The sequence below is a fragment of the Coxiella endosymbiont of Dermacentor marginatus genome (assembly GCF_907164955.1).
Taxonomy (GTDB): Bacteria; Pseudomonadota; Gammaproteobacteria; order Coxiellales; family Coxiellaceae; genus Coxiella.
The window spans coordinates 865,448-890,261 of the sequence record NZ_OU015521.1; the positions used below are offsets into that span (position 1 = coordinate 865,448).

Genomic DNA, 24,814 nt, shown 5'->3' on the forward strand with positions numbered 1-24,814 from the left:
AAACTATGCAAAAAAAAGATATCTCTATAGTTTTCGGAAATAATTCAGATTGCTTTGATATTTCCTGTAAAATAAAAATAGAAGTCGAATTTATGATTTAAAAAACCAATGAGATCATTCATTGTCATCGGAACTTTTAGAAAAAAGGGAATATCATATCGAGAGTTAAACCAGTAAATTGGATACATTCAGTACTAGATAACGAAAAAGTCCCTCACCTTTTTGATCTTTTTGAATAAAAGGTGACTGTCATCCAATTCTAGAACTAGTAATAAGTTGTAATAAGTTCATGAAAAACTGGGTTACTTTACAAATTATCTGCAACACCATAATTTCTCTGAGAATAAAATAGAAACTTCGTTCCATATATGATTATTTTTACTAGAATCATTCTCAAAAGTCTCTAAGTTTTTTCTACTACTTTGGTTACCTCTAAGCCTCAAGGATGAAAACTCTTCTTGTGCGTTAAATTAAAGGACATTACACGAGTTTTATCGTTTCATATTATTCCTCTCGGTTGAACTTTCTTCTCTAGACTGTTCAGACAATATTAACTACTTTACATGATATTTGATTATAATTACGCTCCTCTTTTGCTGGAAAATCTTTTCATTATGGAAATTTTGTGCTGTTCTGATCCAAATTCCACTTTGGTCACTCACAATTCCGAAAACTTACTTGAGAGGATGATACTAAAAATGATTATCATAAAGTCTAAAATAACTATGGCTAAATTCATAAGAAGTCTATTGTTCCCAAAAAAAAGACGAATAAAAAAATTAAAATGAATAACAATCTAAAATCCGAATCGCAATATAACTACTTATTCAAAAAGAATAATAAAAATGCCTTTAAGGGAACTCTAACTAATAAATCCATTTTAAATCCCAAACAAGATAAATTACCTGAATCGAAAATGAGATAAAAGGCGCTAAGAAGTTAAAAAAGAAAAAATAAGGAAACTCTCCAAAACTAAGGGAACATTTTTATCCCGCTTTAGTCTCTTAGGATGATCAACAAACCTAATTTTGATAGATAAAAGTTTTCTCTTAAAGATTTCTCTTTATAAGAGAAAAGTATAAAATAACGAAGCTAAAATTTAACGAAAGCACTTTTTAATAGTTTCATAATTCGCTGACCCTGCCAATCTAACAATTCTGATTTCAAGAATTAAAAAATAATTCTTCGCTTTATCTGCTCCTATTGATTTATTTCGAAACTATTGGCGCTGAGTTTTTGCACGGAGAAAAATTACAATAACGAGCACTGTTCCAAAAGAAATTGAAAGCCTCCTAAAAGAAATTTCTTGATATAACACAAATGGAAGTTATGGTTCAACGTTGCAACAGAGTGTTAGTTATAAGTTAAAAAAGGGGTAATTGAATCAGTAATTTTTTGTAAAATTTTTCTGGGATTCAAGGATTGGGTGATAGGTCGGCCAATAACTAAATAATTGCTACCTGCTTTAATAGCAGCTTCTGGAGTCATTATGCGTTTTTGATCACTTTTTTTTTCATGCGATAATCGAATACCTGGTGTCACTAATAAGAATTCCCTACCCTGTTGTTTTCGTAAAAAAGCTGCTTCATTCGCTGAACATACCACTCCATCAAGACCAGACTCTTTAGCAAGCATTGCCATGCGAGCCACCAAAGCAGAAACATCATTGTTAATTCCCAACGTTTTTAAATCTTGGGCATCTAAACTGGTTAAAATAGTAACACCAATTAAAAGAGTCTTCGTTCCCGTCATGTTTTTTAGTGTATTAGCCACCATTTCTAACATGGTACGTCCCCCAAAGATATGAACATTAATCATCCAAACACCTAAAAGAGCAGCAGCACGACAAGCACCAGTAACAATTTTCGGAATATCATAAAATTTTAAGTCTAAAAAAATTTGATAGTTCTTTTTTAGTAACTCCTCAATAAGAGAAGGTCCATATCGTGTAAATAAAATATTACCAATTTTAAGATGACATAATTTAGGATCCAACTGGCATATCTGTGTATAGGCTTCTTCACGAGTTTTAGCATCAATAGCTACAATAATTTTGGGTTCTTTCTTTATCATTGCTCTTTTCAATCCTTTTTGTCTTCTTAGTGTTTTAAATAATCTGCAACAGCTAATACTAGCGAAATTCTATGATATTTTACTGAACACTCTTTTAAAAAATAATCAACTTCTCTTCTTGATTTATAGGTAGCATTCTGTGAGTACTTCAACCAATTCGAAAATATAATCCGGGTCTTGTTTAATAACTCGAACAACCAACAGCTTGTTTACGAAGGGCCTGAAGTAAATTGGCACGAATCAACATTGTGGATCTATAAATTGTGCTCTTTTCAAGTAATGTTCAGTTGGTATTTATACCTTCCTGTTCAATTTATTTTATTTTATATTTCAGTCGCCAGACGGTTTTTTTATTTTTAATCCAAGAAGGTAAAAAAGCGATAATTCCTAATGCTACACCGATTAAGAGTACTAATAAGATTAACAGTGGCAAATAAATTGATTTTGTGTCCAGGTAATAGTTAAGAACTATTTTTTGCGGGTTAAGAACAGTAAAGGTAATTCCTAACAAAATAATTAATACCCAGAAAAGATAAAAAATATAGCGCATAAGACATTACTCTTCATTCGGTTACTCGAGAAAACTTGGTCATTTAGAAAAGTATAGAAGATAAATGGAGAAAATTCTGCACCCACTCTCTCTTTACTAGGTGAGGAAATCCAGATAATATATTGAAAGATTTACAGAATTTACAAGACTTATCTTATTCTTCTTGCTTATTCTGCATTTGTTCTTTCAGGAGGTCACCCAAAGTGGTTTTAGTTGGTACATCAGATACCATCCGACTCCCCTTATCTGCACGCCCTTCTACAGCTTTGTGAGATACTTGAATGAGACGGTTTTTACGATCCACATTGATAATTTTAACTGCGATCTCATCACCCACATTAAACTCTTCAGTCAAGTCTTTTATACGATCATAGGTATAGTCTGATAAACGCATCTGACCAAACACCTGATCAGCCAATTCTAAAGTAGCTTGTTTATTTTCTACTTCTTTCACTTTAGCTCGGATGATTTTATCCTTATCATGTTTTTCAAGGAATTCCTCTACAGGATCCTCTTCAAGTTGTTTTATACCGAGAGAAACTCGCTCACGCTCCGGATCAATCGACAAAATAACGGTTTCTACCTCGTCACCTTTCTTGTAACGACGAATAGCTTCCTCACCGATTTCTGACCAGGAAATGTCGGATACATGCACAAGACCGTCGATATCACCTTCTAACCCGATAAACATACCGAAATCTGTAATGGATCTAATTTTGCTTATAATTTTTTCGTCTTTTTGGTGTTTTCCAGCGAATTCTTGCCATGGATTAGGCTTGCATTGCTTAATGCCCAATGAAATACGACGACGCTCTTCATCGATTTCAAGCACCATAACCTCAACTTCCTCTCCGATCTGAACTACTCTACTGGGATGAATATTTTTATTAGTCCAATCCAATTCAGAAGTATGAACTAAGCCTTCTACACCCCCCCCTAGTTGAACAAAACATCCATAATCAGTGATGTTGGTCACTCTACCAAATACTCGAGAATTAACAGAGTAACGTCGTTCAATATTTAACCAAGGATCATCAGCTAATTGTTTCATGCCTAACGATACGCGATTTTTATCGCGGTCGAATTTAAGGACTTTAACATGAACCTCATCACCTATATTGAGTAACTCACTCGGATGTTTGACGCGTTTCCAAGCCATATCAGTGATGTGTAACAAACCATCAACACCCCCTAAGTCAACAAAAGCACCGTAGTCCGTAATATTCTTAACGATTCCCTTAATTTCTTGACCTTCCTGAAGTTTTTCTAACCGGGCTTGTCGCTCAGCACTGGATTCAGCTTCCATTACAGCACGTCGAGAAACAACGATATTATTTCGATGACAATCCATCTTAATAATTTTAAAATCATGGTCAGTATTTTTAAGAGAGTCAGGATCTCGAATGGGTCTAACGTCTACTAAAGACCCAGGTAAAAAAGCGCGAATTGAATTGATTTCTACAGTAAATCCACCTTTAACCCGTTCCACAATTTTTCCTTTAACTAACTCTCCAGTTTTATAAGATTTTTCGAGTTGACCCCAAGCTTTTTGACGACGTGCTTTTTCACGCGACAGGCGTGTTTCACCAAAACCATTATCAGGAGTATCAACTACTACATCTACTTTATCACCTACATGAATTTCTTCATGATAGAATTCAGAAACAGGTATGACACCTTCAGATTTAAGACCGGCATTAACAATAACCCATTCCGGTCCTACTTTAACAATAACAGCCTTAACTAAGGCGCCAGGCCGTAAATGAGTTTCTGTTAAACTTTTTTTAAATAAATCAGCAAAATTTTCGCTCATGCACTTACATATTATTTTTAATCATACCAATAATAGTATGAAGTTATTATTAAATCTTATTTAGGTAAAATCTCCCTCTTCCCTCCTCTCCTAATTTTTAACCCAAACTCCTGCTCCTTATATAGTTCATGACTATTAAAAAAACTTCCTCGATACTTAATTTAGTTGTATCAATAAGTAAAGCATCCATTGCTGGTTTGGTAGGAGAGATTTTTCTATTAACGTCACGGCAATCACGCTCTTCCAAATCCTCCTGGATGTCACGCAGGCTAACATTAATCCTTTGTTCTTGCAACTGTCTATAACGTCGATAGGCACGCTCTTTCGGGTCGGCATCGAAATAGAATTTAAGAGTGGCATAAGGAAACACAATAGTCCCCATATCACGACCGTCGGCCACTAACCCAGGCCATCGAAGAAAATCACGTTGATATTGAAAGACGGCTTGTCGAACCACTGAAAGGGTCGAACTCTTAGAAGCTAGAGAGCCACATTCTTCAGTTCGGATAGCTTCTGTGATATCATGATTATCACAGCTCACTTTAAGTTTTTTAACCATAGGTTGACTTTCGATTACTATTTGGAGTTGTTTTAGAAGGCAACTTATATCTTTATGCTTTTCTAGAGGAACCCTATAGTAAGATAACGCCCAAGCTATCGCACGATAGATAATTCCACTGTCTAAAATATGCCAATGCAAAGCTTGTGCAACTCTGAGAGCAATAGTTCCCTTTCCGGAACCAGACGTTCCATCAATGGTAATAACCGTTGGTTGTTCTTCTAAGTTATTCATAAATTCAGTTCCTTCTTTAACTCAGTTCCTTCCTTATGGAGAAGTTATAGAGAGGAGTTAAAGATTTCTGCTTCCAGAAAGAACTTTTAACTCTATTCCTATTTCATTTACTAACTCGGCAAAATTAGGAAAAGAAGTTTTAACATTCTCACAATCGCAAATACGCACAGCAGACTTTGCTATAATGCCTGCAATCGCAAATGCCATAGCAATTCGATGATCGTGATAACTGAGAATTGTTCCACCTTGAAATGCTCCTCCTTGAACAATAATACCATCTGGAAGTGATTTTACTTTAACTCCTAATTTTTGTAGTCCCTCTGCCATGGCAGCAATACGGTCAGTTTCTTTTACTCGTAGTTCCTTTGCGCCTCGCAATACAGTTTTTCCTCGTGCAGCAACGGCAGCAATTAATAAGATAGGAAATTCATCAATAGCCAATGGTATTTGTTCTTGAGGAATTTCAATACCTGTAAGTTGGGCATGGCGTACGAAAATATTACCTACAGGTTCCCCATTTTTTTCCTGATGGTTTATAATCTTAATATCTGCACCCATCATTTTTAATAAATTTATAATGCCAAGACGGGTAGGATTAATACCGATCTGGCGCAAATAAATAGTAGAACCCGGTGTGATAGTTGCCGCCACAATAAAAAAAGCAGCCGATGAAATGTCACCAGGTATGGAAATATCTCTTGCTTTAAGCATACCACCACCGGAAACACAAGTATGAAGATTTTCAACTCGCACAGGATAATTGAAATGCTTTAACAGTCGCTCAGTATGATCTCGTGAAGGTGCTGATTCTATAATACAAGTTTCCCCCCGCGCATATAATCCCGCTAATAACAAGCAAGATTTCACTTGAGCACTTGCTATAGGTAAACGATAATGAATTCCTTTTAAATTAGGATTTCCGCTAATTTTAAGAGGAGGTGAGTTTTCGGCCGAGTTAATTTTTGCACCCATTTGCAACAAAGGATCAATAATGCGTTTCATAGGGCGACGTCTTAAAGATTGATCACCCGTGAGATTAGTATCGAACGATTGTCCTGCCAATAAGCCTGTTAATAATCGAATAGCTGTTCCCGAATTACCGCAGTCCACGCTATCAGATGGAACATTTAATCCATTTTTTCCTATTCCATTCACTAACAATATATTCTCATTCTCAATCACTTCGATAATAACACCCATTTTCTGAAAAGCGCTTACAGTAACAAGGTTATCAGCGCCCATTAAAAAACCATTCACTTGTGTGCGTCCTTCAGCAATAACGGCTAAAATCGTCACTCGATGAGAAATTGATTTATCACCAGGAATACTTATTTCACCATTTAAATTATTCGATGGAGTAATATAATAGTCCATCTTCTTTAGCCATGCTGTTTTTCAAACTGTTGCATAAAATCAATTAAGGCGTCGATGCCAGATTCTGGCATCGCATTATAAATGCTAGCCCGCATACCGCCTAAAAAACGATGACCTTTTAAATTAGCTAATCCATGTTCTACAGCTTTTTTCAAAAAAAGAGAACTAAGATTTTCGTCTACCAATGTAAAAATAATATTCATCCGCGAACGATAGTTAAGATCGATCGCATTATGATAAAAATTACTTTTATCAATAGCGTTGTAAAGTTTTTTTGCTTTACGTTTATTACGTTCAGCTAGAACAGAAACACCACCTTCTTTTTTCAACCATTTGAAAACCAAACCCGCAATGTACCAAGCAAATGTCGGCGGTGTGTTCCACAGTGAACTTTCTTGCGCATGTAAGCTATAATTCAAAAAACTGGGAATTTTTTGAAGAGGATTGCGATTTAATAAATCTTCGCGAATAATTACAATAGTTAATCCTGCCATGCCAATATTTTTTTGAGCACAAGCAAAAATTAATCCATATCGTGATACATCAAAAGGACGAGATAATAAATTTGATGACATATCACAGACTAAGGTTAAGCTCGTTTTAGGAATAAAAGAAAATTCCATTCCATTCACCGTCTCATTATCAACGTAATATAAATACGCCGCCTTCTTTGGAATATCCCAAGAAGTTTGATCAGGAATAGTGGTATAATGGAAATTCTTAGCACTGGCTGCTAAATGAAGATCACAATAGCGTTTTGCTTCTTCAATCGCTTGTTGGGACCAAACCCCAGAATCAACATAAACTGCTGTCTTGTACTTACCCACTAAATTCATTGGAACCATGGAAAACTGTAATCGAGCTCCACCTTGTAAAAATAAAATCCGATAATTGTTCGGAATAATTAATAGCTCTCTAAGGTTTTGTTCTGACTCTTCAATGACTTTTTTAAATTCTTTGCTACGGTGAGAAACTTCTGCTATCGACATTCCAACACCGTTCCAATCTAATAACTCATCACGTGCCACATGCAGGACTGTTTCTGGCAACATAGCTGGACCAGCAGAAAAATTGTAAACACGAAACATAAAAAATCCTTATTGTATAAATCCCTAAGATAAAGGGAACATCCATTCTCATTCCCAAGCACTTCCCACTTTACTTATCAAAGAAATGAGAGGAAAAAATGACTTCTCTTTTATCCTAAGCTCTCTCGCCGCTGCTTATAGGAGGAATTTAGGATGAAGGCTTAATCATTTCTTGTTCTTTTATTAACTTTCTGCAGGAATAACTTCCATTCCGACAAGTGATTCCTGCTGTGCCAACTGAATCAATCGAACTCCCTGAGTATTTCGCCTCATCCGTGAAATCTCATTCGCACGAATGCGGACTAAAGTACCTTTGTCGCTGATTAACAATACTTCATCATTATCAAATACTTGTTTGGAGGAAACTACATTTCCGTTACGTTGATTAATACGAATGGCGATAACACCTTGACCACTTCGACCTGTTGACCGGTAATTCTCTATATCCGTGCGTTGTCCATAGCCATGGACAGTCGCTGTTAAAATACATCCCCCTGATTTTATAATAATTAAAGAAATTACATTATGATTTCCTTTCAATTTAATCCCATGCACCCCGCGTGCTGAACGTCCCATTTCACGTATTTCATTCTCATGAAAACGAATAGCTTTCCCTACATTAGTCACAAGCATCACTTCTTTATTTCCATCCGTGATATCAACTCCTATTAATCGGTCTTTTTCTTTCAATACTAATGCAATTTTTCCATTTGTTCGAGGTTGAGAAAATTCAGCTAGTGTAACTTTTTTTACAAAACCCTGGGCTGTAACCATAAAAACAAAATAAGATCTATCATAATAACGTATAGGTAGTATAGCGGAAATATGTTCGTCCTTATCTAAAGGAAGTAAATTAACGACTGGACGTCCGTATGCAGTGCGACTACTCTGCGGAACTTGATAAACCTTAAGCCAGTATACCTTTCCATAGGTTGAAAAACATAGAATTGTATCGTGCGAATTTGCTACCAGAATGTTTTTAATAAAATCCTGTTCTTTTACTGCCGTAGCAAGCTTACCTCGCCCTCCCCGATGTTGAGCTTGATAATTACTTAACGATTGGGATTTAATATAGCCATCAAAAGATAATGTTACAACTAAATGCTCCTCAGGGATTAAATCCTCATTTGTCAGATCCGGCTTTATGTTGAGAATTTTAGTCCGGCGTGCATCCCCAAATTGGGTTTTAATCTCAATTAATTCATTCCTAATAACTTGATGTAATTTGTTAGAATCGGAAATAATCGAAAGCAATCCACCAATATGATCAACAATGGTGATATATTCTTCGTAAATTTTATTACTTTCAAGACTAGTTAATCGATACAAACGCAAATCCAAAATAGCTCGTGCTTGCACTGATGATAAATGGTAACCATCGACTTGCAATCCGCATCCCGGTTCTAAGTTTTTAGGATGAGTGTCATTGCTTCTTGCTTTTTGTAATAATTCCGTTACCTTTCCAACTTTCCATGCTTTTTCTGACAAATTTTCTTTAGCAATCGACGGAGTTCTCGCTTTTTTAATAAGAATAATTACCTCATCGATATTGGACAGTACAACTCCAAGTCCTTCCAAAACATGTGCTCTTTCACGAGCTTTACACAACTCAAAAAGAGTTCGTCGCGTTACAACTTCTCGACGATGTTGTAAAAAAGCGCTTAATAATTGCTTCAAATGTAATACACGTGGCTGGCCGTCGTCCAAAGCTACCATGTTAATCCCAAACACTGTTTGCAATTGGGTCTGGGCATATAAATTATTGAGTATAATCTCAGCATTATCACCTCGACTTGCTTCAATCACCATGCGCATACCACGTTTGTCGGATTCATCACGAAGCCCAGAAATCCCTTCAATTTTCTTTTCACGCACTAATTCACCAATCTTTTTCAATAAACGCGCTTTATTCACTTGATAAGGAAGCTCAGATATAACAATTTGTGAACGTCCGTTTTCTGTTACTTCAATATTAGCTTTTGCGCGTACACAAATACGCCCCCGGCCTGTTTTATAGGCTTGCATAATCTCACTTCTGTAATCATTGATGATTCCAGCAGTTGGAAAATCAGGGCCAGGTATATAGTGCATGAGTTCTTCCACAGTTAAATCTGAGTTATCAATTAATGCCAGAGTAGCATCAATAATTTCATTCAAGTTATGAGGAGGAATATTAGTCGCCATTCCTACTGCAATACCTGAAGAACCGTTGACTAATAAGTTGGGAATACGAGCAGGAAGTACCAGAGGTGCCATTTCAGTTTCATCATAATTGGGAATATAATCTACAGTTTCTTTATTAAGATCCGCCATTAAGGCATGGGCAAATCGCGACAAACGGACTTCTGTGTAACGCATAGCTGCAGGCGCATCACCATCGATAGAACCAAAATTGCCTTGACCGTCAACGAGCAAATAGCGGAGACTGAAAGGCTGTGCCATTCTTACAATTGTGTCATAAACAGCAACATCACCGTGAGGATGGTATTTACCAATTACATCTCCAACAATACGAGCAGATTTTTTATATGGTTTATTCCAATCATTCTCTAACTCAAGCATCGCATAGAGAACCCGACGATGCACCGGTTTTAATCCATCTCGCACATCCGGTAACGCTCGACCTACAATTACACTCATTGCGTAATCCAAATAGGACTGTTTTAATTCGTCTTCAATAGTGATTGGGATAATCTCGTGTGCGAATTCCACCATGATGCTTGTTCTGTTTTTCACTTAAAAAAAATTGGCTTACTCAGAGTGAGACATTATACCATACTTTAGATGGCTTGTTGAGTAGTTAGGTTTTCCGACTGTTAGTCAAAATTGCTAAAAAATTAATAACATTATCATTGCATTTTGTAATATTCTTAATTGTGTATAATATCCTTTTATAACACAATAAAAAGGTGCTTTGTGGAAGTTATTGATTTACTCATAAATGCGCGTTGGATTCTTCCAGTTGCACCGAAAAATCATATCTTCGAGCATTATGCATTAGCTGTCCGGGGTGGATATATTATTGACTTTCTACCACAGAAAAAAGTTAAAAAAAAATATTACGCGACCCGTTCTTTAAATTTAAAAGATCATGTGGTAATGCCAGGTTTAATTAATGCTCATACTCATACTCCGATGAATCTTTTCCGTGGATTAGCGGATGACCTGCGATTACTTGATTGGTTAAAAAAATACATTTGGCCAGCTGAAAAAGCTTTAATTAATGCTGAATCTGTCTGTACAGGAACTAAATTGGCTATTGCTGAAATGATACGTGGCGGGATAACCTGCTTTAATGATCATTATTTTTTTCATGATACAATTGCTCAAACAGCTAGTAAATCAGGAATTCGTGCTTGCGTTGGAATGCTTGTTATGAATGTTCCTACCAATTGGGCTAAAGACGAAGAAACTTATTTATCTCTCGCCAAAGAGACTCTAGCTAAAAATGAGAATCTGCCCCTTATTTCATGGGCTTTGGCACCTCATGCACCGTATACAGCCAGTGATAAGGCTTTGAAAGAAATTGTAAAGTTGTCAGAACAATACAATCTACCCATTCATATGCATATTCATGAAACAAAATATGAGATTGAACAAAGCCTATATAAATATGGAAAAAGACCACTTGCTCGTTTATATAAACTTGGTTTGTTATCTGAGCGCTTAATCGCTGTGCATATGACACAACTAACATCGGAAGAAATTGAACTGGTTCAAAAAACAAAAGCTAATGTGGTTCATTGTCCTGAATCCAATTTAAAGCTTGCTAGCGGCATCGCCCCTATCGCAAAGCTTCTCAGTGCAGGAATAAATGTAGCTATTGGCACGGATGGAGCAGCGAGTAATAACGATCTTGATTTATTCAGCGAAATGAGAACCGCTACTTTTATCGCCAAAGTGTTAGGTGAAGATCCCACTCATTTGCCTGCTGAAAAAGCTATTAAAATGGCAACGCTAAATGGTGCTAAGGCACTAGGATTAGAGAATAAAGTTGGTTCACTCGAAATCGGAAAACTAGCCGATATAATTGCCGTGGACTTAAGCTCTTATCTAACCCAACCTGTCTTTAATCCAATATCGCATCTAGTATACGCAATTAATCGACTCCAAGTGAGTGATATGTGGGTATCCGGTAAACAATTACTTAAAAAAGGTGAATTTACAAAATTAGATATTGATCGCATACTCAAAAATAGCTTAGAATGGACAGACCGAGTCTTGTCTTTTAAAGCTTCTGCTAAATTGTAGGCTGTTATAAATGCTCTAAAGCTCCGTACCAGAAAACAGAGAGTGTGAAAAAATTAAAATTAATTAAGTAACCCTCTTCTATAATGTTTCAATCACAATTGCCTCATAATGTTCAATTACGCAGCATAGTTTTAATGAAGGTATGTCACTACAGCAAATAATTTCAAGTAGTTGAAGATTAGTTCAGTTATTTTGAACTTGATTCCGTACAGATGGTTGCTTTTAAACTTTAAATTTCTGGTTACGGCAATGTGTGTCTTCCCTAAATTACACCGATATTTGGCTAACCGATTAAGAAACATATTAATATATTGTTAATATTGCACCTCTTTTTCAGTTACTTGTTGAACTTTATTACACCCCTTTTTTGTTATATAACGTGCATCCTTTTATTATTTCTGTGATTGAATTTTTGATGCCTTTTATTACATAAGGCTATTTGATATCTCTTTTAAAAATTTCTTGTCGGCTCAATTCATTATCTAAATTAAAGACCGCTCAAAATGTAAAAATCCTTCTTTTAACAGCAGTTACTTTTCTACTAATGAAAATACCTTTGGAATACCTAAAATCCCTTTTACACAAAAAAATAATGCTAACTAGAACATGAAAAGCATCTAACCTCAAACGTGAATAATTTACCATGTCGATTCCGAATTCAAATAATAAACTTATTGTACATACTTAGAAAGATATTCAGCTACATCTTTTTGAGTAACTGTTATTCGAATCTTAATTTCAGGATCCATCAATTCTGTGAGTCTTATCAACATTCCACAATTTGATCACTTCTTTGCTTTTTGTAAAGACCAAGTATTTCTAAAATAGAAATAATTTATGATGCTAATTTTATGCATTTATCAAACTGTAATGATTGGCTGTCTAACGTAGATAAGCAAATAGCGTTCTCAGAAAAATTCACGCATTTCGGAATAAAATTGAGCGATGATGGTTTTGTTTAGTTCGAGGATTAAAGCTGGACATTGAAGCCTTTCTATTACGTTAGCGTTGATAAATGTTTTGTCAGAATCGTTACTCCCAAAAATCTGATACGTCAGATCATCCCTTCAAACAGCTTAATGTCTCTATGACTCTTAGCTGATCGATCACTACTGAGTTTGAAGTTTCGATAAAGGTTTTTGTAATTTCTTTAAATCCTTACTAAAACTCACTTAGATGCAGTAGGTTTCTCATTGTTTAAAATTTTATTTTCCACTACTCTACCTTTTAAATTTTAGAGGAGCTTATACTATGAAAGACGTCTTATCTACCAGAGCACAACAAATTAAGACTTCAGCTACAGTGGCTGTTTCTGATCTAGCTCGAGAGTTAAAAAATCAAGGGCACGATGTAATTAGCCTTAGCTCTGGTGAACCGGACTTTGATACTCCAGATCCTATCAAACAGTCAGCAATAAAAGCTATCCAACAAGGATTTACTAAATATACTCATATTGAAGGCACTCCTACCTTGAAAATAGCCATTTCTCAAAAATTGAGACGTGATAATCAATTAAATTATGAACCTAATGAAATCATTGTAAGTAATGGAGCAAAGCAATCTATTTACAATGCCATCATGGCTGTACTGAATACAAGTGATGAAGCAATTATTCTAGCACCTTACTGGGTAAGTTACCCATCTATTGTGAAAATGGTCGGCGCAGTTCCAATCATTATTCAGACTACTCTTTCTCAAAATTTTAAAATAACCCCTCAGCAATTAGAAGAAGCTATAACACCAAAAACTCGCCTATTAATTTTAAATAGTCCAAGTAACCCTTCTGGAATAGCTTATAGCAAATCAGAATTAGAAGCTTTTGCGGAAATATTACTGAAGTACCCAGAAGTATTAATTCTTTCAGATGATATTTATGAATATATTTTATGGGGGCAAGACTATTTCGTTAACATTTTGAATGTATGTCCTAAATTGCGTAATCGAACTATTATTATCAATGGTGCTTCTAAAGCTTTTGCTATGACAGGATGGCGGATTGGTTATGCTATCGGTCCTAAAGCCATTATTCAAGCAATGAAAAAAATTCAATCTCAAAGCACCTCTTGCCCTAATTCAATCGCTCAAGTAGCAGTAACTACTGCTTTAGGCTATGAACGTGGTTATTTTAATTATATGTATGAGACTTATAAAATGCGTCACGATTTAGTATTAAAAGCACTCAATCAAATGAAAGGTGTAAGATGCATTCCTGCAGACGGTGCTTTTTATCTTTTTCCTGACTTAACAAAAACTATTAAACGACTTAAATTACCATCTGATATCGAACTTTCTACTTATTTGCTCAATAAAATCAACGTAGCTGTAGTTCCCGGAAGTGCTTTTGGCTTATCAGGCCATATCCGCCTTTCTTGTGCCACTAGTAATGAAAACCTTAGGGAAGCAATAAATCGCTTGTCGACTGTGCTGGATCAATAAGTTAGTTGATTCTCATATCGTTGGTCGGTAACATAAGATCCTTATGTACCAGTTCTCCTCGGTAGCTCAGTGGTAGAGCAGGTGGCTGTTAACCACTTGGTCGGGGGTTCGAATCCCTCCCGGGGAGCCAATTTATCCTAAAAAACCTATCTGACATCTTTAAATAGAATAGACCATCAATAACTCTACTAAATCCTATGGAAATTTCAATTTTTAATAAGCGTGGAACGCTTAACGATAAATAGCATGATTACTGAAACTCTCTTTTTTGATATAATTACCCCAAATTAATTATTCCAAATGATCTATTTATAATTCCTTGATCAAGGGTCTCCCTATCTTTTTTTCCATAATTAACGTTAATACTAAGTTTTAATAAAAATTGAAAATCTACTTAACTAAAAATCAAAAAGTTTCTAATCTTGAAGCACAGATTATTTTTTTCTTATTTTTCCTCTTTCTCTTCTCCCGAAGATTTGCTTTCTGAAGAAACAGAAACGTTTGAAGAATCAGACGATTCATCAACTGCTGATGGATTGCGCAATGCTTCTATGTCCTTGAATAGCTCATTAAGCAATCGGTTAACTTTAGTAAATTCCTTAGATTGTTCAGCATAAGTCTTTGCTAATTGTTGTGTCAATAAACTCAATCCAGCAATTTTCATACCAATTGCATCATCAGGATTGACATCAGGCGTGTTACCTTCAGAACTAATCATTGACTTGATGTTATTTAAAATATTGTGTAAATCAAATTTTTTACCAGAATTAATCATGACTAACCCTCTTTGTTAATTAAATATTCTATAAATGCCTTAATTTTATCATCGATTATCTTTAATACAGTAACGTATTTAAACTACAAGCAATTTCGGTAATACTAATATTAAATTCTTTAGATCGGAACAACCTTTGAATTTTAGAGATCACTTTCTTTCCTCTCTTAGTTAAAGATTAGACAACGAGGAAAAAATAATGTCAACAGAGCTAAAAGATCACTTGTTAAAAGTAATTTATAATAGAAGATGTGCCTTCTAAGAAGGACTATAAGCTTGAATATAATCGATCAAAAGTTGTAATTTCTTGCGTCCTTGAAATTCATTAATATCTAACCGGTAGGCTAAATACACATATTCACAATGGAAGTCAGGCCATTTTTTTAGATCAACATGAAAGACAATACCATCCAAATAATAATTACTTTTAGGAACTCGCAAAACTAATTTTAAATGTCGTTGTCCAACAATCCGTTGATTAATTAATTTAAAATGTCCATCGAAAATTGGTTCAGGAAATCCTTGCCCCCATGGCCCAGATTGATCTATTAGCTCAGCAAGCTCGAGAGTTAATTCCTCTGAAGTTAGTTCCCCATCAGTTATTATTCGTGGGTATAGATCTTCCTCTTTAAAATTTCTTTTTACTTCTGTAGCAAATACTTGTTGAAATTCTTTATATCGTTCCAAAGGCAGACTAATACCAGCTGCCATAGCATGCCCTCCAAATTCGGTTATTAAGCCTGGATATTTAATAGCAATAGCTTCAAATACATTACGAATATGTAATCCAGAAATAGATCGAGCAGATCCTTTTAACTTATTATCACTTATTTTTGCAAAAGCAATCGTTGGTCGATGAACGCGTTCTTTTACTTGAGAAGCTACTAACCCTATAACACCTTGATGCCATTCTTCATTATACAAACAGATGCCGGGAAGCAGTTTTTGGCTTAAATTAAGCTGATCAATGGATCTAAATGCTTCTTTTTGCATCTGAGATTCAATAACTCGACGCTCTTTATTTAAATCATCTAATTGATAGGCAATATATAAAGCCGTCTCTTTGTTATCTGCTAATAAACAAGCGACACCTAAACTCATATCATCTAAGCGCCCTGCTGCATTTAATCTTGGACTGATAGCAAAACCAAGATCAGTAGCCCGTAATTTTTCTCGTTTACGTCCGGATACTTCTAGTAATGCTAAAATTCCTTCATGAGCTTGTCCTGCTCGAATGCGTTTCAATCCTTGATGCACTAATATGCGATTATTTTTATCTAATGGTACAATGTCGGATACCGTGCCAAGAGCAACAAGATCCAAAAATTTTGCCATATTGGGATAATTCAATCCATGCTGATTAAACCAATCAATCTTTTTTAGTTTTGCACGAAATGCTAACATGAGATAAAAAGCTACCCCTACACCAGCTAGGCATTTACTAGGAAATTTGTCTTCTCTGCAATTAGGATTCACAATCGCATAAGCAAGAGGTAATTGCTCACTAGGTAGATGATGGTCGGTGATCAGTACGTCAATTCCTAATTGGTTTGCTCTAGCTACGCCTGTATGGCTTGAAATGCCGTTATCGACTGTAATGATTAAATTAGGTTGCCAAGCGGAAGCCACTTCCACAATTTCTGGAGTCAAACCATAACCATAAGAAAATCGATTAGGAATCAAATAAAAAACGTTTTCTAATCCAAATTCATGTAATGCGTTCACCATTAAAGCAGTGCTTGTTGCACCATCTGCATCGAAATCTCCAATAATCATAACATGCTGTTGCTCTTTTAGAGCTCGCATTAGACGCTCTGTTGCTTTATCGATACCAGATAGCAAAGAATAAGGTAGCAAATTTTTTAATTCTCGGGACAATTCATCTAATGAATTAACATTTCTTGCCTGATAAATTCGCTGTAAAACCGGATGAAGATCATTAAGGTCCGTAGTTAATTTTAATGCTTTACGTTGAATGATTTTTTTATATATAAAGCTTCCTTTGTCCATCATGACCCCAGTTTTCATTTTAAATGATAAAAATAATCACCATTAAGACACAAGCTTATCATTTCAAACCTATTTTTAGTTATTTAAAAATTTTAAAGGGCCAATTGTAACTTAACTCATAAAATTAAAATTGGCTGAATTGCTTAACTTTAGTAAGTCACATGCCCTCACGAGATTTACAATTTGCATGTTTTCTCCTTTAACTAGGGAATATAATCAATCTAAAAGTACATCTTCATGATTAAATGATGAATTAAAAATCTGTATCTTATGTCTTCTGGGATCTAAAAAACTAATTTATTTTTAGTTTCAGGACAAGAGCTGATATCATTTAATATTTTCTTAATCTTAGGATCTTGTAATGATTTTCATTATAAAGAGGGCGTAAGAATCAAAAAAAATAGTTTATGAGTAACGTATTATACAATGAAATACCCAATCTTAAGTATTAGTAAATATTGTTTTCACAAAATGGCTAAAGTGCAGCAGCTTTCTTTATACACTATAAATGAATCAAAAAGTTGTTCATTATATTCCCTGCTTCTAACTATCGAAATCTAGTGAGAAATCACTACTGAAATTCATTGTTGCTAGAATCTCTCCAAATTCAAAATTGGTATTTATTGGACTAGTGCTATTAATCATTATTATTAATAATCAGCATCATCGTTATAATCAGAGCATCATCGTTCTGAAATTTCGCTATAATTTCTCTCTCGTCATTATTGAAATGTAGGTTTCATGATCAGCGCTGGTCAAAGCTTTTATTTCGGGATTGAACCCACTTATACAGGCTGCAGAATACTCTACGTCAAATTACGGCCAATGAGACTTTGAAAAAACCTCTGGATCATATTTAAGCAAAACCATCTTCTTTCAAAATGCTCAAACTACTCCTTAAAATCTCGCTCGTGAATTTAAGAACGAACGAGTGAAATGTTTAGTTTATTCCATATAGAGAAAAATACGCTCAGTTATTATTTTATTACACAAATGTAGAAGTTATATTCAGACAATGGGAATTATAAATTGATTATCGTACTACTGATAATAAATCCCTCTGATCTACTTACTATTTTTATTTATTTATTTATTTATTTATTTATTTATTTATTTATTTATTTATTTATTTATTGTTTTGTTAATCATTATATTGATCATTAGTCACATCGGTGAATTAATAGACACCCATTCCCTTCTTTATTGACATCTATCTCAAGCCTTTTAAAGAGGATCTGAATGAAGATCAGTAATTAATATTATTTTATAAACTTAGCTTAATAGTGATTTTAAAATGTGGCGACTATTAATGAACTTCCTAGGTACCACACAGCATATATATTCTCTAATACGGGTATTGATTAACTGACTTTGATAGAAAGTATGAAACGACTCGTATCTCATTTTTTTCTGATATTGGCAAATGATAACCTCACTTTAAATTCCGTGATCTATAAGTTTTGTATTGCGGTCTCGATCTAACGTTAATTCTACGATTCATATCAGATAGCTACTATTTTTAAAAGACAATTTGTATGATTATTAAATTGTCCAAACTAATTTAGTAAAATAAGGTAGTTTAATCCGTTAAAATTTATAAATTGAATAAACGATAGTAATTTTCAGTAGTTTTTCTAGCGACTGTACTTAGAGAGGCATTTTTTAAATTTGCAATATATTCAGCTACATAACGCACATATTGCGGTTCATTTTTCTTACCTCGAAATGGCTCGGGAGCTAAGTAAGGAGCATCTGTTTCAATCAGCATTTTTTCTAAAGGAACCCGTTTGACAACTTCAGCAATATTTTTAGCATTTTTGAAGGTCACAATACCTGAAAAAGAAATATAAAAACCTAGATCTATTACTTTCTTTGCCATTTCCCAACTTTCTGTAAAGCAATGCATCACTCCACCTACTATTTTTGCTTTCTCTTCCTGCATAATTTGAATAGTATCTTCCCGGGCATTACGAGAATGGATAATTAATGGCTTAGAAAGTTTTATAGCTGCTCGAATATGGAGACGAAACTTATTTTGCATTTCCTCTAAATCAATTTTATTACAGTATTGATAATCTAAACCTGTTTCTCCAATGGCGATTACCTTAGGATGACTTGCTAGTTTAGTTAGTTCTGCCACAGTAAGTTCAAAATCTACTTTTTCATTAGGGTGAAGGCCTACAGTTGCGGAAATATTATTGAATTGCTCTGAAATTTTAATAACCCTCGACGCGTTTATTAAATCAATACCGACACAGAGAATATGTTCAACACCTGCACTTTTTGCTTTTTTAATTAAAGATCCTAATTTTCCTCCATAAGGGGTTAAATCAAGCATATCTAAATGACAATGAGAATCAACTAACATTCTGGCATTTCCAACATTAAAAAAATTTCTTCTAAAATCAATTGTACATTTATTTCTGTCGAACCTGTAACAACTATCTGACAAGCTTCTTGCAATCGCTGTAATATTTCAAGTAGCTTTTCCTGGGACAATATTAATGAAAACTCCTGTAAAAGTAATAAATAATCTGTGTTAAGGATAAAATCATGACAATTAAGCTGAACACGTAAAATATCCATGAGAAAGGTGATTATAATATGTAAAATTAATTTAATATCTTCCTTTAATAAGGCATTTACAAAATTTAGGGCTGATTCACGTTGCATCGCTATATTTGTCAACACTTTTAATAAGTGATCCCGCAATGATAAATAACTTAATGATCCTAATTCGATCGCTCGTAACGGAGCATGATTGGCTAGAGCTAATAATTGTAGTGCTTTATTTTTATCTTTAACTTGCATACTCACCCATTGAAGTGTTTCTGAATCAGAATAAGCATTGAACAGGACTCGTTGACACCGACTAAGGATAGTCTGTGGCAAAGTTTCAGGCCGATGTGTGACCAATATTATAAGAACCTGTCCTGAAGGTTCCTCTAATGTCTTTAAAAAGGCGTTAGCCGCTGCTCGATTCATTGCTTCAGCAGGTGAAAGAATTACTACTTGATAATGATCCTGTTGTGAAGTTTGATTAAGAGCAGCAATTAGTTTGCGAATTTGTGCTACTTTAATAAATTTGCTTTTTTCTTTTAAGCTAACTTCAAAAAAGTCGGGATGGTTCCCCACACGAAATAATTGGCAGCCTCGACATGTTCCACAGGCTTGTATCCGATTATGCTTACAAAGAATTAATTCTGCTAAAGATTTAGCGAATGTTAATTTACCTAAACCGTGTCTACCTGACAAAAGTAGAGCATGAGGCATTTGCCCTTTCTGGTAACGGGCTACAATTTTTTCCCATTGCTTTCGTTGCCACGAATAAATCATTCAATTCTTAGCTTCTAATTTACTTTTGGAAAGACTTGTTAATAATGGATCAATTACCTGTCGCAACTGATCCCTAATTTCCGATAATTCCCGATTTGCATAAATTACTCGAAACCGTTCTGGATCACGTTTAGCTTGAACAAGATAATTTTCCTGCACCCGCTTAAAAAATTCTAAACTCTCCGTTTCAATACGATCCTTCGCTCCTCGACTTTTTATGCGATCTAAACACACTGAAACAGGTACATCTAACAGAAAAGTGAGATCGGGTTTTAAATTACCTTGAATCCATCTTGCTAGTTCTTTGATATATTTAATTGGAATTCCACGTCCACCGCCTTGATAAGCAAAACTTGCATCAGTAAAGCGATCAGATAATACCCATTGCCCCCGCTTTAAAGCCGGTGAAACTACTTGCGCAATATTTTGCGCACGCCCTGCGAACATTAATAATAATTCGGTATCCGAACGCATCATTTCATTATGATGATCGAGCAGCACTTCACGAATAGCTTCGGCAATAGGTGTACCACCGGGCTCTCGAGTAACGACATAAGGAATATGAGCAGCATCTAAGCATTCACAAACATATTGAAGTGCTGTAGTTTTTCCTACCCCTTCAATTCCTTCAAAGGAAATAAAACGCCCTCGTTCATTTTCCATATTTTCTCTCACATAATGATAAAGTGTTATTCACTAAAGCTAATATTTCATCATTTCGCTATAAAAATTTTTTAATGCTGTATCAAACTCTTCATTCAAATGAATAATTAAGATAAGTAACAGATAGCCTGTTTTTCTTTGCAGCACTTTGATCAAAAGTGCTTACTGTATCTCTGTTTTTCTGTGTAGTCATGGACATATGAATAAAATGGCGTTATGTAACAGCAAATAGGTCATAAAATTAAGAGTGGCGACAATAATGAAATAATTTTTCTAAATAATAATGAAACGGAATAAAGTTTATACTTTCCTTAGCACCAACGTACCATTAGTTCCTCCGAATCCAAAAGAATTTGACATTACCGTGGTAATGTTCATTTCGCGCGCCGTTTTAGGGATAAAATCTAAATCACAATCTTTATCTAAGTGTTCTAAATTAATTGTTGGCGGTGCTACGTTATCTCGTATAACTAAAACTGAAATCACCGTTTCAACTGCTCCAGCAGCCCCTAACATATGACCAGTCATTGACTTTGTAGAACTTACAGCTAATTCGTAAGCATGATTCCCAAAAGTTTTTTTGATAGCTAGTGCTTCAAGGTGATCTGCTGCCTTGGTAGAAGTACCATGAGCATTAACATAATCTATCTCTTCAGGAGCAATCCTAGCGTCAGCCAAGGAATTTTTCATACAAGTATAAAACCCCTCACCGCCAGGGGCAGGTGCCGTCATATGGAAAGCATCCCCGCTCATTCCGAAGCCAATTACTTCTGCATAAATAGGAGCGCTGCGCTTTTTTGCATGTTCCAATTCTTCTAGTACTACCGATGCAGCTCCTTCACCTAATACAAAGCCATCCCGATCCTTATCCCAAGGACGGCTGGCTTTTTCAGGTTCATCGTTTCGACTTGAAAGTGCCCGCGCAGCGGAAAATCCGCCAACCCCTAGAGCTGTCGTGGCCATTTCGCTACCTCCTGCTACCATTACGTCCGCATCATTATACACAATAATTCGAGCAGCATGACCGATATTATGAAGACCTGTGGTACAAGCAGTGACGATGGAAATGTTAGGGCCTTTCAAATTATAGTTTATAGATACTATCCCAGCTGCCATGTTTATGATAGCCCCAGGAATAAAAAAAGGCGAAATTTTTCGTGGCCCTTCGTTCAATAGAGTCTGATGATACGTTTCAATCCAAGGCATACCACCAATTCCAGAGCCAATGGCAACACCTACTCGAGAAGCGTTACTCTCATCAACAATAAGACCAGCGTCTTCAATGGCCTGACGAGACGCTTCAACAGCGAATTGCACAAAAACATCAGTTCGGCGAACTTCTTTAGGATTCAAAGATAGATTTGGATCAAAATTTTTTACTTCCGCCGCAATTTGTGTGGAAAAAACGGAGGCGTCAAAGCGGGTAATATGGGCTACGCCGCTCTTACCCTCTAAAAGAGAAGCCCACATATCCGAAATATTGTTCCCTACAGGGGTTACTGCTCCTAAGCCAGTTATCACAACACGCCGTTCCTTCAATGCAGCATTCCTCAGAGATTAGCAGAAAAACGGCATAATCAAAAATTAATCAGTAGATTCGCTTGCAGAATGCGATTTAATGTAATCAATCGCCTGCTGAACGGTCGTAATCTTTTCTGCTTCTTCATCGGGGATTTCGGTATCGAATTGCTCTTCTAATGCCATTACTAACTCAACCGTATCTAAAGAATCAGCACCGAGATCATCTACAAATGAAACATCATTAGTAACTTCTTCTTCCTTTACCCCTAATTGCTCAACGATAATCTTTTTGACCCGTTCTTCAACTGTTGCCATATTTTCAGTTCCCCTTCTTAAAAACTAACTAAGTGAATTGTCAGTAAATTCAACTAATAGTAACATTTTGTTATTCATAATATCCAAGCGCTATACCATACACATTCCCCCATTAATATGCAATGTCTCTCCAGTTATATATCCTGCTCCTTCAGAAGCTAAATAAACTACAGCTTTAGCGACTTCTTCTGGACACCCCATTCGTTTCATCGGCACCCGAGCTAAAACAGCTGTTTGTTGCTTTGCTGATAATGCGCTTGTCATTTCTGTTTTAATAAAGCCCGGAGCAATACAATTCGCTGTAACACCGTAGGCAGCATGTTCTACAGCGATAATTTTCGTGAGACCGATAAGGCCAGCTTTGGCAGCTACATAATTTGCTTGTCCAGGGTTTCCCATGACCGCCACAACGGAAGTGATATTTATAATTCGACCCCACCGTTTTTTAAACATTGGCTTCAAACAAGATTTGCTTAAATAAAAAACGCTGTTCAAGTTGGTTTCAATAACAGCTTCCCATTCTTTAAGCGTCATACGGAGTATGATATTATCGCGAGTAATGCTAGCATTATTGACAAGAATGTCTGGAGAACCAAAGTCTTTTTGCATCCGAGCCAAGATAATTTTTATAGCTCCTTGATTGCAAACGTTTAAAGTATAACCTTTTCCTTTAAAGCCTTTATTGGCCAAAAGTTGGGTAATTTTGTGAGCACTCTCTTCAGAGGTAGCTGTTCCAAGAACAATAGCACCCTGAAGACCTATTTCTTTGGTAATTGCTAATCCAATGCCTCGAGATGCGCCTGTGATTAATGCAATTTTTCCTTTAATAGACATCCTCGCGTCCTCTTCGTTTAATTAATAACTTTTTATTTTACTCGCTCAATAGCAGCTAAAATTAGCTCTGTTGTTATAAGTGGGAATGTTTCGCTTTGGCGTTCGATACGTTTATTTAGACCTGCCAATTTATTACCTGGTCCACACTCTCCAAAAAATTTTATTCCCTGCTTTACCATTTTTTGTATAGTTTCTACCCATCGTACAGGATCTACAAGTTGTTTTACCAATGCGTTTCGAATTGCCTTAGCCCCCTGATGCTCCGCAACATCTGTGTTGTGGATTACGGATATCTCTGGGGAGGTTACGGTTATTTCAGCTAAATCACGTGCGAGACGTTCAGCTGCTGTTTGCATTAATGGAGAATGAGAGGGAACACTAACAGAAATGCGTTTAGCAACTTTAGCGCCTTCAGTTTTAGCCAACGCAAGAGCACAATCCACTGCTGATGCATCCCCTGATATCACAGTTTGAATTGGGGAATTTAAATTAGCAGGCCTAACCATCGTCACCGCGCTCTGAGTCAATCTTTTACATATTATTTCAATTTGTGATTTATTTAATCCAATAATGACTCCCATTGCTCCCCTACCATTGGGTACTGCTTCTTGCATATAACATCCTCGGTTTTCTACTAATCGAATAGTATCTATAAAATCCAGTGCTTTTGCACAAACCAAGGCTGCGTATTCTCCTAAACTATGACCTGCCATCGTTTGAGGCAAAGGACCACCTAAAGCTTCCCAACAACGAAAAATAGCAACATCAGCTGCTAAGAGAGCAGGCTGTGCAAATTGGGTTTGATCCAATTTTTCTTGAGGGCCATCTTGAATCAGCTGCCATAAATCATATCTTAAAACAGAAGATGCTTCGTAAAACGTTTCTCTAACAAGGGGTTGCTTTTTTTCTAATTCTCTAAGCATTCCGAGATGTTGAGACCCTTGACCTGGAAATAATAAAGCAAACGATTGAGACATGTTAT

General features: G+C 35.7%; 18 protein-coding genes and 1 tRNA gene. 3 read left to right on the forward strand and 16 right to left on the reverse strand.

From position 1 onward, the window contains the following. Positions 1–1,353 precede the first annotated feature (1,353 nt). From pyrF to gyrA, 7 genes are all read right to left on the reverse strand, one after another. The gene (gene pyrF, locus ONG85_RS03370) at positions 1,354–2,073 is read right to left on the reverse strand and encodes an orotidine-5'-phosphate decarboxylase (protein ID WP_264435896.1); all 720 of its coding nucleotides are present in this window, start codon (positions 2,071–2,073) and stop codon (positions 1,354–1,356) included. Between the two features lie 313 nt (positions 2,074–2,386). Further along, complete coding sequence (locus ONG85_RS03375) at positions 2,387–2,623, reverse strand: lipopolysaccharide assembly protein LapA domain-containing protein (protein ID WP_264435522.1); 237 nt, start codon at positions 2,621–2,623, stop codon at positions 2,387–2,389. Positions 2,624–2,777: 154 nt separating this feature from the next. Next, on the reverse strand, positions 2,778–4,436 hold the full coding sequence (gene rpsA / locus ONG85_RS03380; RefSeq protein ID WP_264435523.1) for a 30S ribosomal protein S1: 1,659 nt from the start codon (positions 4,434–4,436) through the stop codon (positions 2,778–2,780). Between the two features lie 97 nt (positions 4,437–4,533). Beyond that, positions 4,534–5,229 carry a (d)CMP kinase gene (cmk, locus tag ONG85_RS03385; RefSeq protein WP_264435524.1) on the reverse strand — a complete coding sequence of 232 codons (696 nt, stop codon included), beginning with the start codon at positions 5,227–5,229 and terminating at the stop codon, positions 4,534–4,536. Between the two features lie 57 nt (positions 5,230–5,286). Beyond that, positions 5,287–6,603 (reverse strand): 3-phosphoshikimate 1-carboxyvinyltransferase, encoded by a 1,317-nt coding sequence (aroA, locus tag ONG85_RS03390; protein ID WP_264435525.1) that lies wholly within the window; start codon positions 6,601–6,603, stop codon positions 5,287–5,289. Between the two features lie 5 nt (positions 6,604–6,608). Beyond that, the gene (gene serC / locus ONG85_RS03395) at positions 6,609–7,691 is read right to left on the reverse strand and encodes a 3-phosphoserine/phosphohydroxythreonine transaminase (protein WP_264435527.1); all 1,083 of its coding nucleotides are present in this window, start codon (positions 7,689–7,691) and stop codon (positions 6,609–6,611) included. Positions 7,692–7,874: 183 nt separating this feature from the next. Beyond that, on the reverse strand, positions 7,875–10,406 hold the full coding sequence (gene gyrA / locus ONG85_RS03400) for a DNA gyrase subunit A (protein ID WP_264435528.1): 2,532 nt from the start codon (positions 10,404–10,406) through the stop codon (positions 7,875–7,877). Between the two features lie 201 nt (positions 10,407–10,607). Here gyrA and ONG85_RS03405 point away from each other — a divergent pair, with 201 nt between their 5' ends. The 3 genes from ONG85_RS03405 (at position 10,608) to ONG85_RS03415 (ending at position 14,508) form a co-directional block, all read left to right on the forward strand. Continuing rightward, positions 10,608–11,942, forward strand: coding sequence for a TRZ/ATZ family hydrolase (locus ONG85_RS03405; protein ID WP_264435529.1), 1,335 nt, complete (start codon positions 10,608–10,610; stop codon positions 11,940–11,942). Between the two features lie 1,251 nt (positions 11,943–13,193). Further along, positions 13,194–14,378: a pyridoxal phosphate-dependent aminotransferase gene (locus ONG85_RS03410; protein WP_264435530.1), complete on the forward strand. Its 1,185-nt coding sequence runs from the start codon at positions 13,194–13,196 to the stop codon at positions 14,376–14,378. Between the two features lie 55 nt (positions 14,379–14,433). Further along, positions 14,434–14,508 (forward strand) — tRNA-Asn (locus tag ONG85_RS03415). Between the two features lie 315 nt (positions 14,509–14,823). On the opposite strand, the gene ONG85_RS03420 is transcribed toward ONG85_RS03415, so the two are convergent. From ONG85_RS03420 to fabD, 9 genes are all read right to left on the reverse strand, one after another. Beyond that, on the reverse strand, positions 14,824–15,153 hold the full coding sequence (locus ONG85_RS03420; protein ID WP_264435532.1) for a hypothetical protein: 330 nt from the start codon (positions 15,151–15,153) through the stop codon (positions 14,824–14,826). A 258-nt stretch (positions 15,154–15,411) separates the two neighbouring features. Continuing rightward, entirely contained in the window at positions 15,412–17,145 is a 1,734-nt protein-coding gene (gene recJ, locus ONG85_RS03425) for a single-stranded-DNA-specific exonuclease RecJ (RefSeq protein WP_406566727.1), read from the reverse strand. Between the two features lie 1,612 nt (positions 17,146–18,757). Further along, the gene (locus ONG85_RS03430) at positions 18,758–19,531 is read right to left on the reverse strand and encodes a TatD family hydrolase (protein ID WP_264435534.1); all 774 of its coding nucleotides are present in this window, start codon (positions 19,529–19,531) and stop codon (positions 18,758–18,760) included. Continuing rightward, complete coding sequence (locus ONG85_RS03435) at positions 19,525–20,499, reverse strand: DNA polymerase III subunit delta' (protein ID WP_264435536.1); 975 nt, start codon at positions 20,497–20,499, stop codon at positions 19,525–19,527. Before ONG85_RS03435 ends, ONG85_RS03430 begins: the two co-directional genes overlap by 7 nt. Beyond that, the gene (gene tmk, locus ONG85_RS03440; protein ID WP_264435537.1) at positions 20,500–21,162 is read right to left on the reverse strand and encodes a dTMP kinase; all 663 of its coding nucleotides are present in this window, start codon (positions 21,160–21,162) and stop codon (positions 20,500–20,502) included. It abuts the gene before it with no gap. Positions 21,163–21,462: 300 nt separating this feature from the next. Next, complete coding sequence (gene fabF / locus ONG85_RS03445) at positions 21,463–22,701, reverse strand: beta-ketoacyl-ACP synthase II (protein WP_264435538.1); 1,239 nt, start codon at positions 22,699–22,701, stop codon at positions 21,463–21,465. Between the two features lie 45 nt (positions 22,702–22,746). Continuing rightward, positions 22,747–22,998 (reverse strand): acyl carrier protein, encoded by a 252-nt coding sequence (gene acpP / locus ONG85_RS03450; protein ID WP_264435539.1) that lies wholly within the window; start codon positions 22,996–22,998, stop codon positions 22,747–22,749. Positions 22,999–23,088: 90 nt separating this feature from the next. Continuing rightward, positions 23,089–23,832 (reverse strand): 3-oxoacyl-ACP reductase FabG, encoded by a 744-nt coding sequence (gene fabG / locus ONG85_RS03455; protein ID WP_264435540.1) that lies wholly within the window; start codon positions 23,830–23,832, stop codon positions 23,089–23,091. 32 nt (positions 23,833–23,864) lie between these two features. After that, entirely contained in the window at positions 23,865–24,809 is a 945-nt protein-coding gene (gene fabD / locus ONG85_RS03460) for an ACP S-malonyltransferase (protein WP_264435541.1), read from the reverse strand. Between the last annotated feature and the right edge of the window lie 5 nt (positions 24,810–24,814).